Source organism: Streptomyces sp. CBMA152, from assembly GCF_014596475.1.
Classification (GTDB): domain Bacteria; phylum Actinomycetota; class Actinomycetes; order Streptomycetales; family Streptomycetaceae; genus Streptomyces.
Map to the genome: position 1 here is coordinate 67,059 of NZ_MECJ01000005.1, position 16,696 is coordinate 83,754.

Sequence of the window (16,696 nt, forward strand, 5' to 3'; positions counted from 1 at the left end):
CGGACCCTTTTGGTGCTGCTGACTTCTATGGCGTCGGGAATCAGTACGATCGGTATGAGCCATGCAGAGCCGAGCCCGAGCAAGACTCATTCCCGCCAGGTAGCCAGGCTCGCCCCGTCCAGTCTGCCCACTGTCCCTCCACGCGCGGAGACCAGTCCTGTATCGCAGACGTCCGGCGAGCACTGCGAGCCCACGCGCGCGGGCTCAAAGGAACACACGGCAGGAGCCACCGAAGCCTGCGTCAGCACACGCCCCGTGCCGGTGACATCGTCGAGTCGTGGGGCGCTCCTCAAAACCGGGCGGATGGCATCAACAAACCCTGCCGGTCAAGGCGACACAGGCAGCTGTGACATCACGAACCCCGGCAGCTACACGTACAAGCGCTTCCAGTATTGCGTGACAGGGGTGAACGTCCTCTACACGCTGAAAGACTCAACGGGTAAGCAGATCGGGACGGGCGACCTGGAGGTATCGACCAGCGCAACCCTTCCCGAAAAGGGCACGACGTGGGACGAGCACGTCACGGTGAAGATGACCGGTGCCACCGGAGCCGTCACCACCCTCAGCGCCAAGTTCAGGTCGGCCTGCACGCAGTCCTGTACAGCCACGAAGACTGCGCCTTGGTACGGCGGAAACCTGACCGTGGGGCAGTCCGTCAGCGGCACCGTCTCCTACTCGTCGAATCCCGCTCCCGACAGCCAAGTTGAGTTCACGACCTCGTACAAGCTCTACGTCACCGCCCCGGGCGCCCAGATAACGGATCCGAACGCGTCGTGGAGCAACCCTCGCAAGATCCGCTGCGACGACGCCGTCCGGGACGTCACGGGCAACCCTACGGTCCCCCCATCGCCGGGTTGCGTCATACCCACGGTCATGGCCGTCGTGCCGATGAGCGCGCAGGGCTCGGACCCGGGTGGCGCGGTGGCCGCCTATCAGTGGGCCCAGCAGAACCTCTCCGACCGCTGGGGGCAAACCAAGCCACTGACCAGACAGAAGAGCGACACTGCCGGCCGTACGGGGCGCACCTGCGGAAGCGCCGGTACACAGCCCTTCCAGGCCAATACGGACCTCGTCGATACCGACACCTGCGGCGAATTCCCCTTCGCGGAGGCCAAGGAGGGAGGAATCGACGGCGCTCGGTGCGTCGAGGTGATTCCCAATGCCAGCAGCGGTGGATGGGACACCTACGTCCTTGGCAACAGTCTGGACCTGGATCCCGCCACGCCTTGTGTGCGCGCCCATGTCCCGCTCGCCGACAAGCAGTTCGCCGACGGGAAGCTCTCCGAGGGATTCGAGAACCAGCGGGTCATCGACGCCGAGCAGTTCAAGGTGGAGTTCACGACGCCGGCCGCTGTCCCGCAGGCCTCCTGCCTGGCGAGCTGGCCGACCGGTGCGCTTCCCTCCGGCGCCGGGTGGATCAAGAACACCACCGAACCGGTCGCCCACGTCAACAAGACCATCAACCCGCCCAGTCAGGCCGGCACTCGGCCGACCATGGCGCAGGCATGCCTGGGGAAGACGCTCGGCAAGGGCAAAGAAGCCACGGGAGATATCACCGGCTGGCAGGACGCACAGATATTCGCCCGCCCTCACGCCGCGCCCGGCACCAAAGCGCCGTACGGACTCGCCCGGTGCCACCTCATCGCCAACATCCTCGGCGGACCGGGCAGGATTTGGGACGGCGGGCAGAACAACCTCGTCCCCTGCTGGCAGGTGGGAATGAACACCGGCACGCCCAGCATGCGGACCTACGAGTTCGAGGCTCAGAGGACGGTGGCATTGGACTCCTTCGGGCCGAACGACGCGATCTTCTACCAGGTGACGCCCGTCTTCCGGGATGGCACCAGCACGATTCCGGTGGGAGTCACGATGAGCGCTAGCATCGAACGGGCGAGCGGAACGATTGAGCAACTGTTCCCCAACGTCTACGTCCCCAACACCAAGGCAGACACTGGGCTGCTCAACCTCGGAAACTGATCTCATCCAGTTCGTGCCATCGGGAGCCAGAATGAGTCATACCACCCCGCCGCGGCCGCTCGACGTGACCGCGCTCTTCCCACAACTGGCCCCGCTGGCACGCACGGCGACCCGGTTACATCCCCGCCCCGGGGCTCCGTCCGTGCATGACAGTTCCGTCGGCGGACCACTGCTGTGGCCCGCCGACGAGCCGTGGCCACACTGCGAAGAACCGCACGTGTGGGACCGGGTGAATGCGGCCCTTTCGCCTGAGGACGTACGGCTGTGGCGTCGTAACCGGGCGGAATCGGCAAGTCGGCGGCGCCGCGATCCTCAGGGGCCCTGGGCCACGCCCGAGGAGCTGGCGACCGAGAAGCGGATCATGGCCGGCCGCCCGTGGCCGGAGGGCCCGATCGCCATGCTGCCCGTGGCCCAGCTGTACGTGCGCGACATCCCCCAACTGCGCCCGCCCGGACAGTCCGACGTCGATCTGCTTCAGGTGCTCTGGTGCCCCTTCGACCACCCGGCGCACCCCAGGACCACACTGTACTGGCGGTCCGCTGCCACGGTCACCGACGTACTCGACGCACCGCCCGAGCCGCCCGCGATCCAGTTCCCCACCTATCTGCCGGAGCCGTGCCTGCTCGCACCGGAGCAGGTCACCGAGTACCCCAACTACCTGGAGCTGAGCGAGGAACTGCAGGAGCAACTGGGTAACTGGAGCAGGTGGCAGGCGGCCGGATCAACGCTGGACAGCTCCTACGAGGTCGCCCCGGAGGAGCTCTACATGGACATGTTGTCCATCTCCCCCGGCTGGAAGGTCGGCGGCTGGACCCGCTGGGGCCTCACCGACCCCATGCCCCGGCAATGCCCCGCATGCGGCACCGAGGCAGACCCGCTGTTGACCATCGCCACCACCGAGTGGAACGGTGGCACCGAAAGTTGGGCCCCCGAAGAGGAGCAGGCCAACCCCACGCCGCTCCTCCCCGGCACCCCCCCGGCGAACTTCACCATGATCGACCTCGCCCGGGGCTACGACCTGCAACTCCACGTCTGCCCGGCATCCCCGGGTCATCCGCACATCGAACTGATCCAGTGATCGACTCGACTACCCGTATCACTGAGTTGTCAACTCCCCAAGCTCTCCGCTTCGTTCGAGCAGGGAAGACCCCATTCGCGTCACCGCCCTCCTCCACCTTCCAGCCGTGCTTCGGCACCAAAACATGATGGTGTGACCCGTCCGTGTGGGCGCGTGATGACTGTCCCTGAGAAGGAGTCGGGAAGGGAAGTAAGGAGGAGATCGTGGGCAAAGGCGGGGCGTCCATACCGGACGAGGAGTGGGAGCGCTTCCTGCGGGAGGCAGAGGCGGGGACTTCAGGGGCACCGGAGGAGCCGTCGGCGCGGGCCCGGATGGTGACGGAGCGGCTGCGCGGGGAGAGCGGCCGGTCGCAAGGGTGGCGGACGTACCAGCCGGCCCGGCGGCGTCGGCGCGCACCCTGGTATGTGGTCGGGGTGCTGGTCGTGCTCGGACTACTGGTCGCGGCGGTGGCCCCCGAGCGGGTGGCGGGCTGGTTCGGTGGCGGAGGCAGTGACAGTACACCGCTCGCCGCGGAGTCGGACCGTCCCAGCGAGCCGCCCCCGCAAGGGTCGGGCCAACTGCCCACCCTGGCCGAGCCGTTCAGGGGATCCCCCGCAGCGCAGTGGGCCAACGGGGTGGAGGGAGTGACCCTGCCTGAGGCGCGGGCGACGGGCTGGATGAGCCAGGAACAGGTCGCGCAGGCGCTCGCCCGGACACAGGACTTCCTCGCCGCAGCCAATCTGGATCCCGGCGTGCAGCGCGGGGAGCGGCCCGCCAAAGCGATCGCGTTGATCAATCCGCACCAGCGTGATGTCCAGGACTACCTGGCGGCCGCCTTCCGTGCGCCCGGCCGGGACAGTGACCCGCTGTTGCTGTTCAGCCGTTTCGCCCCGGCGAAGGCGCGGCTGGTCGGAAATATTGTCAAGACCCGGGGCCGGATCACCTACCGGGAGGGCCAGCGCGGTGCGCTCGAGGTGACGGCCGATGTCACCTACGTGTATCCGGTCGTACGCGCCACGGCAGGCAGCGACGACGTCGCGCGAACCATCGTGCGCCGCGAGCTCGTGATGAGCTGGGACAACCCCGCCAAGGTGGTCACCGAGCCGGGAACGTTCTCCCTCGTCTCCTACAAGTCGGACACGACCAACGGCGGCTGCGACAACACCACCGGCTACTTCATCCCCACCTTCAGGTCCGAGCACGCCGCAGGACAGGGAAGCGGCCAACAGGTCGACCCGTACGACCGGAGCAAGTCGATGGACGCATGGATGCGGGCGAGCGGGGAGAAGGAGTGCGGGACCGCCACGCGATCGTGAGGCGCAGCGCGGCGGACACCTCCGGCGGGCGCTGTCACGTTGAGTCCGGAAGGACGCCAACCAGCCAACCTTGAGTGCGGAACGCACTCCCTCGACCGCTGCTGACCCGGTACAACCCACCGAACAACCGCCGGAGCCGAACTCCCCTGAGCGGTCGGAGGAACAGTGAAGGGGCCGCACTCTTTACAGGAGTGCGGCCCCTTCACTGTTCCCACTATGACGGTTCGGGCGGCATGGCGGAAGGGCGCACTCCCCGCCAGGGGAGTGCGCCCTTCGTGTTCAGGCCAGGGCCCGAGCCATGCCTACTTGCGGATCAGGTTCCGCAGGACGTACTGCATGATGCCACCGTTGCGGTAGTAGTCCGCCTCGCCGGGGGTGTCGATGCGGACCACCGCGTCGAAGTCCACGCCCGTGTCGGTGGTGACCTTCACCGTGCGCGGGGTGGTGCCGTTGTTGAGCTCCTCCACGCCCGTGAACGTGAAGGTCTCCTCGCCCGTCAGGCCCAGCGACGACGCCGAGGTGCCCTCCGGGAACTGGAGCGGCAGGACGCCCATGCCGATGAGGTTCGAGCGGTGGATGCGCTCGTAGGACTCGGCGATGACGGCCTTGACGCCGAGCAGCGCGGTGCCCTTGGCGGCCCAGTCGCGGGACGAGCCCGAGCCGTACTCCTTGCCCGCCAGGATCACCAGCGGGATGCCGGCGGCCTGGTAGTTCTGCGAGGCGTCGTAGATGAACGACACCGGCGCGTCGGCCTGGGTGAAGTCGCGGGTGAAGCCGCCCTCGGTGCCCGGCGCGATCTGGTTGCGCAGGCGGATGTTGGCGAACGTGCCGCGGATCATGACCTCGTGGTTGCCACGGCGCGAGCCGTAGGAGTTGAAGTCACGGCGGCCCACGCCGTGCTCCGTGAGGTACTTGCCGGCCGGGGTGTCGGCCTTGATCGCACCGGCCGGGGAGATGTGGTCGGTGGTGACCGAGTCGCCCAGCTTCGCCAGGACGCGGGCGCCGGCGATGTCGGAGACCGGGGTGGTCTCCATCGTCATGCCCTCGAAGTAAGGGGGCTTGCGCACGTAGGTGGACTGCGGGTCCCACTCGAAGGTGTTGCCGGTGGGGATCGGCAGCGCCTGCCACTGCGCGTCACCCGCGAACACGTCCTGGTAGGACTTGTTGAACATGTCCTCGCCGATGGCGTTGGCCACGACGTCGTTGACCTCGGCCTCGGTCGGCCAGATGTCCTTCAGGAAGACGTCGTTGCCGTCCGCGTCCTGGGCGATGGCGTCGCGCGTGATGTCGACCTTCATCGAACCGGCGATGGCGTACGCGACGACCAGCGGCGGGGACGCCAGGTAGTTCATCTTGACGTCGGGGTTGATCCGGCCCTCGAAGTTGCGGTTGCCGGAGAGCACCGAGGTGACCGCGAGGTCGTGCTCGTTGACCGCCTTCGAGATCTCCTCGTCCAGCGGACCGGAGTTGCCGATGCAGGTGGTGCAGCCGTACCCGACGAGGTTGAAGCCCATCTTGTCGAGGTACGGGGTCAGACCGGCCTTGTCGAAGTAGTCCGTGACGACCTTCGAGCCCGGGGCGAGCGTGGTCTTGACCCACGGCTTGCGGGTCAGGCCCTTCTCGACCGCCTTCTTCGCGACGAGGGCCGCGGCCACCATCACGTACGGGTTCGAGGTGTTGGTGCAGGAGGTGATCGCGGCGACGGTGACGGCGCCGTGGTCGATCTCGTACGAGGTGCCGTCGGCGGCGACCACGGTGGTCGGGCGGGTCGGCACGCCGTTGGCGGCGGCCGGGGCGTCGGAGGCCGGGAAGGACTCCTGGCCCGCCTCGTCGGCGGTGTCCACGTAGTTGCGGACGTCCTGCGCGAACTGCTGCGAGGCGTTGGCGAGGACGATGCGGTCCTGCGGGCGCTTCGGGCCGGCGATGGAGGGGACGACCGTGGAGAGGTCGAGCTCCAGCTTCTCGGAGAAGTCGGGCTCGGCGGCCGGGTCGAGCCAGAGGCCCTGCTCCTTGGCGTACGCCTCGACGAGCGCGACCTGCTGCTCGGAGCGGCCGGTCAGCTTCAGGTAGTTCAGGGTCTCGCCGTCGATCGGGAAGATCGCGGCGGTGGAGCCGAACTCCGGCGACATGTTGCCGATGGTGGCGCGGTTGGCGAGCGAGGTCGCGGCCACACCCTCACCGTAGAACTCGACGAACTTGCCGACGACGCCGTGCTTGCGCAGCATCTCGGTGATCGTGAGGACCAGGTCGGTGGCGGTGGTGCCCGGGTTCAGCTCGCCGGTCAGCTTGAAGCCGACGACGCGCGGGATGAGCATGGAGACCGGCTGGCCGAGCATCGCGGCCTCGGCCTCGATGCCGCCGACGCCCCAGCCGAGCACGCCGAGGCCGTTGACCATCGTGGTGTGCGAGTCGGTGCCGACGAGGGTGTCGGGGTAGGCCTGGCCACCCCGGACCATGACCGTACGAGCGAGGTGCTCGATGTTGACCTGGTGGACGATGCCGGTGCCCGGGGGGACGACCTTGAACTCGTCGAACGCGGTCTGGCCCCAGCGCAGGAACTGGTAGCGCTCCTTGTTGCGGCCGTACTCCAGCTCCACGTTCTGCGAGAACGCGTCCTTGGTGCCGAACTTGTCGGCGATGACGGAGTGGTCGATGACCAGCTCGGCCGGGGCCAGCGGGTTGATCTTCGCCGGGTCGCCGCCGAGCTCCTTGACGGCCTCGCGCATGGTGGCGAGGTCGACGACACACGGAACACCGGTGAAGTCCTGCATGATCACGCGGGCCGGCGTGAACTGGATCTCCTGGCTGGGCTGCGCCTGGGAGTCCCAGCCGCCGAGCGCCCGGATGTGGTCGGCGGTGATGTTCGCGCCGTCCTCGGTACGGAGCAGGTTCTCCAGCAGGACCTTCAGGCTGTAAGGGAGGCGCGCGGAGCCCTCGACCTTGTCCAGCCGGAAGATCTCGTACGACTCGTCGCCCACCTGCAGCGTGCTGCGGGCGTCGAAGCTGTTCGCCGACACGACAGTCTCCTTCATATATGTGCGCGTTCCACCGCAATCCTGCCGCCACGCCGGATAGCCAATCCGCTAAGGTAAGGCTAAGTTAGGTCACCCTTACCGGGGAGGGCGGCTGCGATGCGCCTCGACAGATATCTCGATGTCGAGATAACTCTAGTACATGGGCGGCCACTGGTCATGCGCGACCACGCCTGGCCGGGTACCCCGGACGCCGAAGTCCGCCCTCGCGCGAGGCGGGTCCTTACGGCCAGTCGACCATCGCGACGAACATCACGTACGCACAGATGACGCAGACCGGGGCGAGCGTGGCGAACAGGACGCGGCGGGGCGCGTTGCGCCGCCGCCACGGCAGCGCCCAGCTCGTCACCAGCAGCACCAGGGCGAGGGCCAGGCCGGCCAGGAAGGCGCTGAAGGCGGTCTCGAAGCTCGGGGTGAAGCGCGCGTTCTGCGCCTGGTCACAGCCGTCGCAGGCCATCGGCGAGAGCCCGGCGAAGAACAGGGTCACGCAGGCCGCCGGGAGCGTGAGCACCGTGGAGATGATCGGCGCGGTCCAGCGGCTGGGCACGCAGTGGTCGAACCGGGCGGCGAGAGCCCGCAGATTGTCTTCTTCGACACTGCGGAAGAGTTGCTTCGGCATGGGGCCAGCCAACCTCGAACCTCGCGTATGCGGCATGAGTACGCGTACTCGGAGTGGATCGGGCAATCGTGGGTAGCGGCACCCGAGTGGAGTCGGACGGCTGGCCTCCGGTTGCTGGGGGGCGGGTGGCGGCGCAGCATCGGAACTGACGGTGTTTCACCTCGGCCCCACACATCCTCTCCACACAGGCCCCACCCGAACGGCGCACCCCAGCGCGCATCTCATCTCATATCTGAGATAACCTGCCGCCATGTCAGACGACTACCTCGTACGTATCGGCAAGCTCATCCGTGACGCCCGGCAGCACCGGGGCTGGACGCAGACGCAGTTGGCCGAGGCTCTGGGCACCAGCCAGAGCGCCGTGAACCGTATCGAGCGCGGGAACCAGAACATCAGCCTTGAGATGATCGCCCGCATCGGTGAAGCTCTCGACAGTGAGATCGTCTCGCTCGGCTACGCCGGGCCCATGCATCTTCGGGTGGTCGGCCGACGCCGGCTGTCCGGTTCCATCGACGTCAAGACGAGCAAGAACGCCTGCGTGGCACTGCTCTGCGGCTCGCTGCTGAACAAGGGCCGTACGGTGCTGCGCCGGGTGGCCCGTATCGAAGAGGTCTTCCGACTGCTCGAAGTCCTCAACTCGATCGGCGTCCGCACCCGCTGGATCAACGAGGGCGTCGACCTGGAGATCGTGCCGCCCGCCGACCTCGACATGGACGGCATGGACGCGGAGGCCGCGCGCCGCACCCGCTCCATCATCATGTTCCTCGGCCCGCTGCTGCACCGTATGGACCACTTCAAGCTGCCGTACGCGGGCGGCTGCGACCTCGGTACGCGGACCATCGAGCCGCACATGATCGCCCTGCGCCGCTTCGGCCTGGACATCACGGCCACCGAGGGCATCTACCACGCCGAGGTGACCCGGACGGCCCCCGACCGCCCGATCGTCCTGACCGAGCGCGGCGACACGGTGACCGAGAACGCGCTGCTCGCCGCCGCCCGCCACGACGGCGTGACCGTCATCCGCAACGCGTCCTCCAACTACATGGTCCAGGACCTGTGCTTCTTCCTGGAGGCGCTGGGCGTACGGGTCGACGGCGTCGGCACCACGACGCTGACCGTGCACGGCGTACCGAACATCGACGTCGATGTGGACTACTCCCCTTCCGAGGACCCGGTCGAGGCGATGAGCCTGCTGGCCGCCGCCGTCGTCACCGAGTCGGAGCTGACGATCCGCCGGGTGCCGATCGAGTTCCTGGAGATCGAGCTCGCGGTCCTGGAGGAGATGGGCCTGGACCACGACCGCTCGGCGGAATACGTGGCCGACAACGCCCGTACGCGCCTGGTCGACCTGACCGTACGGCCCTCCAAGCTGGAGGCGCCGATCGACAAGATCCACCCGATGCCCTTCCCTGGTCTGAACATCGACAACGTGCCGTTCTTCGCGGCGATCGCGGCGGTGGCCCAGGGCAAGACGCTCATCCACGACTGGGTCTACGACAACCGCGCCATCTACCTCACCGACCTCAACCGCCTCGGCGGCCGCCTCCAGCTCCTCGACCCGCACCGCGTGCTCGTCGAGGGCCCGACCCGCTGGCGCGCGGCCGAGATGATGTGCCCGCCCGCCCTGCGCCCGGCGGTGGTGGTCCTGCTCGCGATGATGGCGGCGGAGGGCACGTCCGTCCTGCGGAACGTGTACGTCATCAACCGCGGCTACGAGGACCTGGCCGAGCGGCTCAACTCGGTGGGCGCGCAGATCGAGATCTTCCGGGACATCTGAGGGCGCACCGCCTCGGCGGGTGAGTGGCGGGTGAGTATCGCCTGCTCGCCCCGGCAGGAGCGCTCGGCCCGGACCGCACCGGAGGGTGGCGGTCCGGGCCTGGCGTGCGCCGGCTGCTGAGCGGTGCCGACCGGCCGTGAACGGCCCGGTCAGGTGGGCGGGTTGCCGTGCTTGCGGGCGGGCAGGTCGGCGTGCTTGGTCCGGAGCATGGCCAGGGAGTCGATCAGGACGTGCCGGGTCTCCGCCGGATCGATCACGTCGTCCACCAGACCGCGCTCGGCCGCGTAATAGGGGTGCATCAGCTCGGTCTGATACTCCTTCACCATCTGGGCGCGCATCGCCTCCGGGTCCTGCGCCTCCTGGATCTGCCGACGGAAGATCACGTTGGCCGCGCCCTCCGCGCCCATCACCGCGATCTCGTTGGTCGGCCAGGCGAACGTCAGGTCCGCGCCGATGGACTGGGAATCCATCACGATGTACGCGCCCCCGTACGCCTTCCGCAGGACCAGCGAGATCCGCGGCACCGTCGCGTTGCAGTACGCGTACAGCAGCTTCGCTCCGTGCCGGATGATCCCCCGGTGTTCCTGGTCCACTCCCGGCAGGAACCCCGGTACGTCCAGCAGCGTCACGATCGGGATGTTGAAGGCATCGCACATCTGCACGAACCGGGCGGCCTTCTCGGACGCCTCGATGTCCAGCACCCCCGCCAGGAACTGCGGCTGGTTCGCCACGATCCCCACCACCTGGCCGTCCAGCCGCGCCAGCGCACAGATGATGTTGCGCGCCCAGTGCTCGTGGATCTCCAGGTAGTCCCCCTCGTCGACGATCTCCTCGATCACCTGACGCATGTCATAGGGACGGTTCCCGTCGGCCGGCACCACCTCCAGCAGTGCCTCGCTCCGGCGGTCCACCGGATCCGCACAGGCCGCCGCCGGAGGGTTCTCCCGGTTGTTCGACGGCAGCATCGACAGCAGATAGCGCACCTCTTCGATGCACGTCTCCTCGTCGTCGTACGCGAAGTGCGCCACGCCGGACGTCCCGGCGTGCACATCCGCACCGCCGAGGCCGTTCTGCGTGATCTCCTCCCCCGTGACCGCCTTCACCACGTCCGGGCCCGTGATGAACATCTGCGAGGTCTCCCGCACCATGAACACGAAGTCCGTCAGCGCCGGGCTGTAGGCGGCGCCGCCCGCGCAGGGCCCGAGCATCACGCTGATCTGCGGAATCACCCCCGACGCCCGCGTGTTGCGGCGGAAGATCCCCCCGTAACCCGCCAGGGCCGACACGCCCTCCTGGATACGCGCGCCCGCGCCGTCGTTCAGCGAGACGAGCGGAGCGCCCGCCGCGATCGCCATGTCCATGATCTTGTGGATCTTCGCCGCGTGCGCCTCTCCCAGCGCCCCGCCGAAGATCCGGAAGTCATGCGCGTAGACGAAGACCGTGCGGCCGTACACCGTTCCCCAGCCGGTCACCACACCGTCCGTATACGGTTTCTTGGCCTCCAGCCCGAACCCCGAGGCGCGGTGCCGACGCAGCTGCTCCACCTCGCGGAAGGAGCCCTCGTCCAGCAGCAGCCCGATGCGCTCCCGCGCCGTCAGTTTGCCCTTCGCGTGCTGCGTCTCGGTCGCCCGGTCGCTCGGTCCCCGCACCGCCCGTTCGCGGACGGCGTGCAGTTCCGCCGTCTTCCCGCTGATCGTCGTGGTGCCGCCGTACGCGAGGGCACTGTCCTGGGTTGCCGTCATGCGCCATCTCCACCCCGGCCCGGCGGTGCGGGCGCCTCTGTGGTCCACGGGCGTCGAACGCCCACGTCACCCCATTGAAACGACCGGCGCAATGAGTTCTCCACCATCAGCTCCCCCTATCCCGTGGGCGACCACCCCTAGAAAAGGCGCGGGAGACAACCGGAATTGGAAATTCCGTTTCTCTGGAGGGACGCCGTCGGTGTCGGCCCCACCTCGCTCGAAACCACCGGGTAAGCAACTGTTCATTCGGCCGCATCACCCCTCAAACCCGTTGGCACGAGGGTGAGATGGCTGCCAGGCGATCGTCCGCCCGGACATTGGTACAGTTCAATTGGATCCGCCGGTCGGGGAGAACAGCGGTGCGTCCGCCCTTGGTGAGCGCTGCGAATTCGCCTGTGCTTCCGAGGCGTTGACGGACTTTTTCCCGCGCGCCTGACCAGCGCGACCGGCGAGGTTGCGTAAATCACACCCTGCCGTACGCCACATCACCTCGGGGAGGCTTTTACAGCTGTGTTGGTGGAGCGGGATGAACAGATCGAAAAGCTTACCTCCTTCATATTCGGCGCCCCCGGCACAGCGTCGCGATTCACCGAGGGGGCCGGCCGGATCGCCGTGATCAGCGGGCCGGTGGCGTCGGGCAAGACGGCACTCCTCAATCGCGTACTGGAACAGACGGCGGACACGGGCCCCACAGTGCTGAGCGCCGTCACCTCCCCTGCGGAACAACGCATTCCGTTCGGTGTGGTGGAGCAGTTGCTCCGCGACGCCCCCCGGACCGCCGCCGGACGTCCGCCGTCGCAGACCCGGTCGTACGACGAGGTGAGCGCCGCCCGCGACGCGATCGCCGCACAGGCGGACCTGACCACCGACGGGTTGTACGACGCGGCGCCCGTCCCCACCGAGATCCTCCGCGGCTTCGACGCGCAGCTCGCCGAACTCGGCGCGCACGAAAAGGTCCTCATCGCCGTCGACGACGTGCAGTACGCCGATCCTCAGTCGCTGCACTGCCTGGCGTACGCGCTGCGCCGCGCCGCCGTGGGGGCGCTGATCGTCACGCACGGCCCGGACGCGGGCGGCGCACCCTCGCAACTCCTGTGGCAACTGCTCCACCCGCCGCGCGGGCTGCACATCCAGGTGGGTCCGCTGAGCGTCGCGGGGGTCGGCCGGCTGCTGGGCGCCGCGGCCGGGAGCGCGAACCACTCGGCCTTGGGGACAACGGCCGTTCCCCTCGACAACACCCAGGACGAGAGCGCGCCCACGGGCACGCCGGCCGCCTCCCTGCACGCCGCCACGGGTGGCAACCCGCTGCTCGTACAGGGATTCCTGGAGGATCACCGCGGCCGGCAGCGGTCCACCCCGCCGGACGGCACGGGCCGCACGGATACGCCGCCCCTCGGGGCGGATGCCCATGCGGCGGAGCATGCCGACGCACCCGACGGGCCGCCGTACGCGGGCGAGCACTTCCTGCGCAGCGCGCTGATCTACGTGCACCGCACGGGCGCGGACGGCCTGCGGATCGCGCAGGGGGTCGCCCTCCTCGGCAGCGCCGACGCGCCGTCGCTCCTGGCGCGGCTGGTGGGGGCGGACGAGCGGACCGTCCGGCAGGTGGTGGCCTCGCTCGCGGACGCGGGCATCCTTCAGGGGGCCCGGTTCCGGCACGGCCGCGTGCAGGCGGCCATTGTGGAGAGCCTTGCCGACGACGCGGTGCCGGGGCTGCGCCGGCGCGCCGCGCGGCTGCTGTACGAGGCCGGGGCGGCGCCCCTGGTGGTGGCGGCCCAGCTGCTGGGCCACGAGAGCCACGCTCCCGACGAGGAGTGGGTGCCGCGGGTGCTGCGGGAGGCCGCCCACGCGGCCCTCGCCACGCAGCGGGTCGGGCTCGCGGTGCGCTGTCTGCGGATGGCGGAGAGCTGCTGCCGGGACGAGGACGAGCGGATGCTGCTGCAGGCGACGCTGGCCAAGTTCATCTGGCGGGTCGAGCCGTGGGCGTGGCCCCAGCAGGTGAAGTCGCTGACCGGAGCCATGCGTTCCGGCCGGCTGCCGCCCGCCGACACGCTGAAGCTGGTGTGCGATCTGCTGTGGAACGGCTGGGTGGACGACGCGGCGACCGCGATCCGCCAGGTCGTCGATGCCCTGCCGGACGCCCCCGACGCCACGCTCGCCGCAGAGCTGTGGCAGCTGCGGCTGACCCTGGCCAGCACCTATCCGGCAGTCCTGGATCAGGTCGGCGGCCTGCTGACCCCCGTGCATAGCAGCGGGTTCCCGCCGGCGGCGTCCGAGGACAGCCGGCCGACGGCGGCGACAGCGCTGTACGGCGTACTGAACGGCGCGACCCGGCCGGCCGGCACGGGGACCGGCGCGGCGGACGAGGACTTCGCCGACCGGGCCGAGCGGATACTGAGCAGCACCCGGCTGACCGAGGAGACCGCCCCCGGGGTGCGGGCGTGCCTGATGGCGCTCATGTACGCGGACCGGCTGAGCACGGCGACGCAGTGGGCCGACCGGCTGCTGGCGGAGGCCACGGACCGCGGTGCGCCGGGGTGGGCGGCGACCCTGCGCGGCACCCGCGCCCATATGTCGCTGCGCCGGGGTCAGCTGGCGCAGGCCCGGCGGCTGGCGGAACAGTCGCTGGATCAACTGCCCCCGCAGGCCTGGGGGGTGGGCATCGGCATGCCGCTCTCCGCCCTCATCGAGGTCAGCACCGCGATGGGCGACCACGAGGCGGCGGCGGAGCTGGTGGACCGGCCGGTGCCCGAGGAGATGTTCCGGACGCGCTACGGGCTGCACTATCTGCACGCGCGCGGCCGGCACCAGCTGGCCACCGGCCGCCACCACGCGGCGCTGACCGACTTCGTGGCCTGCGGTGAGCTGATGCGGCGCTGGCGCATGGACCGCTCGACGCTGGCGCCCTGGCGGGTCGGGGTCGCGGAGACCTGGCTCGCGCTGGGCGGCCACGAACAGGCGGAACGTTTCGCCCGGGAGCAGCTGACCGGGGACACCGGGCCGCGGGTACGCGGCCTGACACTGCGGGTGCTCGCGGGGGCCCGCCCGCTCGACGAGCGCCCCGCCCTGCTCGCCAAGGCCGTCACACTCCTGCAGAGGGAGGGCGACTGGTACGGGCTGGCGCGCGCGCTGAGCGACCTCGGGCAGGCGTACAAGCAACTCGGCGACCCGGCCCGGAGCAAGCTGCACCTGCGCCGCGCGTGGCGGATCGCCGAGAGCTGCGGCGCGCAGGAGCTGTACCGCTCCCTCCAGACCGGGCAGACGGCGCAGCCGGCGCCGTCCCGCTCCGCCACCGCGGAGACGGAGAGCGCGCTGCCGCAGGCCCCGGCGGTCGCCTCCCTGACGGAGGCGGAACGCAGGGTCGCGGCCCTGGCCGCACACGGCTACACCAACCGGGAGATCGGGGAGAAGGTCTGCATCACCGTCTCGACCGTGGAGCAGCATCTGACCCGGGTCTACCGGAAGATCAACATCACTCATCGCCAGGACCTGCCTGTCAGTTTGGACATCGATGTCGCACACACCGCGTGACCCCGTCGCCCCCACCGCAGCCGTACCGCCGGGTCCCCGGCTGCTCGCGGTGAGCGACCTCCACATCGGGATGGCCGACAACCGGCCCATCACCGAGTCGCTGCACCCCTCCCACCCGCAGGACTGGCTGATCGTGGCCGGGGACGTCGGCGAACTGACCGAGGACATCGAGTGGGCACTGGGTCTGCTGGCCGGGCGGTTCGCCAAGGTCATCTGGGCACCGGGCAACCATGAACTGTGGACCCCGCGCGAGGACACGGTGACGCTGCGCGGTGAGGAGCGCTACCGGTATCTCGTCGAGATGTGCCGACGGCTCGGCGTGCTGACCCCGGAGGATCCCTGGCCGGTGTGGCGGGGGCCGGGCGGTCCGGTCGCGGTGGCGCCGCTGTTCCTGCTGTACGACTACACGTTCCGGGTGGCGGGCACCGCGACCAAGGAGGAGTCGCTGGCCAAGGCGCACGAGGCGGGCGTGGTGTGCACGGACGAGTACCTGCTCCACCCCGACCCCCACCGCACCCGGGACGACTGGTGCCGGGCCCGGGTGGCCGAGACCAGGCGGCGGCTGGTGGCGCACGATCCCTCGGTGCCGTTGGTGCTGGTCAACCACTTCCCGCTGGTGAGGGAGCCCACGGATGTGCTGTGGCACCCGGAGTTCGCGCAGTGGTGCGGAACGGTCCTGACCGCCGACTGGCACCGCAGGTTCCCCACCGCGGCCGTGGTGTACGGACATCTGCACATCCCCCGCACCACCTGGTACGACGGGGTGCGCTTCGAGGAGGTGTCGATCGGCTATCCGCGCGAGTGGCGCCGGCGCGGCCACCCCAAGGGCCTGCTGCGGCAGATCCTGCCGTACACGCCGGAGCCCGAGGCCGGCGACAAGGAAGCGCGGGAGGCGCGGGCATGATCGAGGCGTTGCTGCCGGCGGCGGCCACCGCGAGCGAGTCCTTCGGGCCGGACACCTCCGCCACCCTCCATCCGCAGGAGGAGGCGCTGATCGCCCGCTCGGTGCCCAAGCGCCGCGAGGAGTTCACCACGGTGCGGGCGTGCGCCCGGCGCGCTCTCGCGCAGCTGGGACTGCCGCCCTCCCCCGTCCTGCCCGGCAGGCGCAACGCACCCCGGTGGCCGGACGGAGTGGTGGGCAGCATGACCCACTGCGACGGCTACCGGGCGGCGGTGCTCGCGCGGGACACGGACCTGGCGATGATCGGGATCGACGCCGAACCCGATCTGCCGCTGCCGGACGGCGTGCTGGAGTCGATCGCGCTACCCGGCGAACTGGCCTGGGTCCGGGCCGCGGGCCCGGGGGCGCGCGTACACCGGGACCGGTTGCTGTTCAGCGCGAAGGAGGCGGTGTACAAGACCTGGTTTCCGCTGCTGGGCACCGAGTTGGATTTCGACGAGGCCGACATCTCGTTCACCGACATCTCCTCCCGGGACTCCGGCGGCGCCGAGGGCCGACCGCAGGGGACCTTCACCGCGCGTATTCTGCGCCCCGAACGGGGCCCCGACGGACGGCCGGTGAATTCATTCACCGGCCGCTGGCTCTCGGATCGCGGCATTGTTGTGACGGCCATCACGCTGCCCTCCTTCCGTCCGGTCACTCCGTAAAACCTTCCGGGCACCGGCTGTTACGAGGGTGAATAGG

The 16,696-nt window shown here is 69.4% G+C and carries 10 protein-coding genes; 7 read left to right on the forward strand and 3 right to left on the reverse strand.

Annotated features, from left to right (window positions below; translation table 11 throughout):
* Positions 1-303: 303 nt before the first annotated feature.
* From BG418_RS05575 to BG418_RS05585, 3 genes are all read left to right on the forward strand, one after another.
* Positions 304-1,977, forward strand: coding sequence for a DNA/RNA non-specific endonuclease (locus BG418_RS05575; RefSeq protein ID WP_223184412.1), 1,674 nt, complete (start codon positions 304-306; stop codon positions 1,975-1,977).
* A gap of 31 nt (positions 1,978-2,008) precedes the next feature.
* On the forward strand, positions 2,009-3,055 hold the full coding sequence (locus BG418_RS05580; protein WP_188272568.1) for a hypothetical protein: 1,047 nt from the start codon (positions 2,009-2,011) through the stop codon (positions 3,053-3,055).
* A gap of 203 nt (positions 3,056-3,258) precedes the next feature.
* The gene (locus BG418_RS05585; protein ID WP_188272569.1) at positions 3,259-4,350 is read left to right on the forward strand and encodes a hypothetical protein; all 1,092 of its coding nucleotides are present in this window, start codon (positions 3,259-3,261) and stop codon (positions 4,348-4,350) included.
* Positions 4,351-4,652: 302 nt separating this feature from the next.
* Here the strand turns inward: BG418_RS05585 and acnA are convergent, their stop codons facing one another.
* Complete coding sequence (gene acnA, locus BG418_RS05590; RefSeq protein ID WP_188272570.1) at positions 4,653-7,367, reverse strand: aconitate hydratase AcnA; 2,715 nt, start codon at positions 7,365-7,367, stop codon at positions 4,653-4,655.
* Positions 7,368-7,605: 238 nt separating this feature from the next.
* Positions 7,606-8,001: a hypothetical protein gene (locus BG418_RS05595; RefSeq protein WP_223184414.1), complete on the reverse strand. Its 396-nt coding sequence runs from the start codon at positions 7,999-8,001 to the stop codon at positions 7,606-7,608.
* Positions 8,002-8,251: 250 nt separating this feature from the next.
* On the opposite strand from BG418_RS05595, the gene BG418_RS05600 reads away from it, so the two are divergent.
* Positions 8,252-9,778, forward strand: a complete 1,527-nt coding sequence (locus tag BG418_RS05600) for a UDP-N-acetylglucosamine 1-carboxyvinyltransferase (protein ID WP_188272571.1) — start codon at positions 8,252-8,254, stop codon at positions 9,776-9,778.
* A gap of 149 nt (positions 9,779-9,927) precedes the next feature.
* On the opposite strand, the gene BG418_RS05605 is transcribed toward BG418_RS05600, so the two are convergent.
* A complete protein-coding gene (locus BG418_RS05605) occupies positions 9,928-11,520 on the reverse strand; it encodes an acyl-CoA carboxylase subunit beta (RefSeq protein WP_188272572.1) in 1,593 nt (530 codons plus the stop codon).
* 516 nt (positions 11,521-12,036) lie between these two features.
* Between BG418_RS05605 and BG418_RS05610 the strand changes: the two genes are divergently transcribed.
* Genes BG418_RS05610 through BG418_RS05620 form a run of 3 tightly spaced genes read left to right on the forward strand, consistent with a single transcriptional unit; the run spans position 12,037 to position 16,659 of the window.
* On the forward strand, positions 12,037-15,051 hold the full coding sequence (locus BG418_RS05610; protein WP_188272573.1) for a LuxR family transcriptional regulator: 3,015 nt from the start codon (positions 12,037-12,039) through the stop codon (positions 15,049-15,051).
* On the forward strand, positions 15,032-15,955 hold the full coding sequence (locus BG418_RS05615; RefSeq protein WP_188272574.1) for a metallophosphoesterase: 924 nt from the start codon (positions 15,032-15,034) through the stop codon (positions 15,953-15,955). Before BG418_RS05610 ends, BG418_RS05615 begins: the two co-directional genes overlap by 20 nt.
* On the forward strand, positions 15,952-16,659 hold the full coding sequence (locus tag BG418_RS05620) for a 4'-phosphopantetheinyl transferase (RefSeq protein WP_188272575.1): 708 nt from the start codon (positions 15,952-15,954) through the stop codon (positions 16,657-16,659). Before BG418_RS05615 ends, BG418_RS05620 begins: the two co-directional genes overlap by 4 nt.
* Positions 16,660-16,696: the final 37 nt, after the last annotated feature.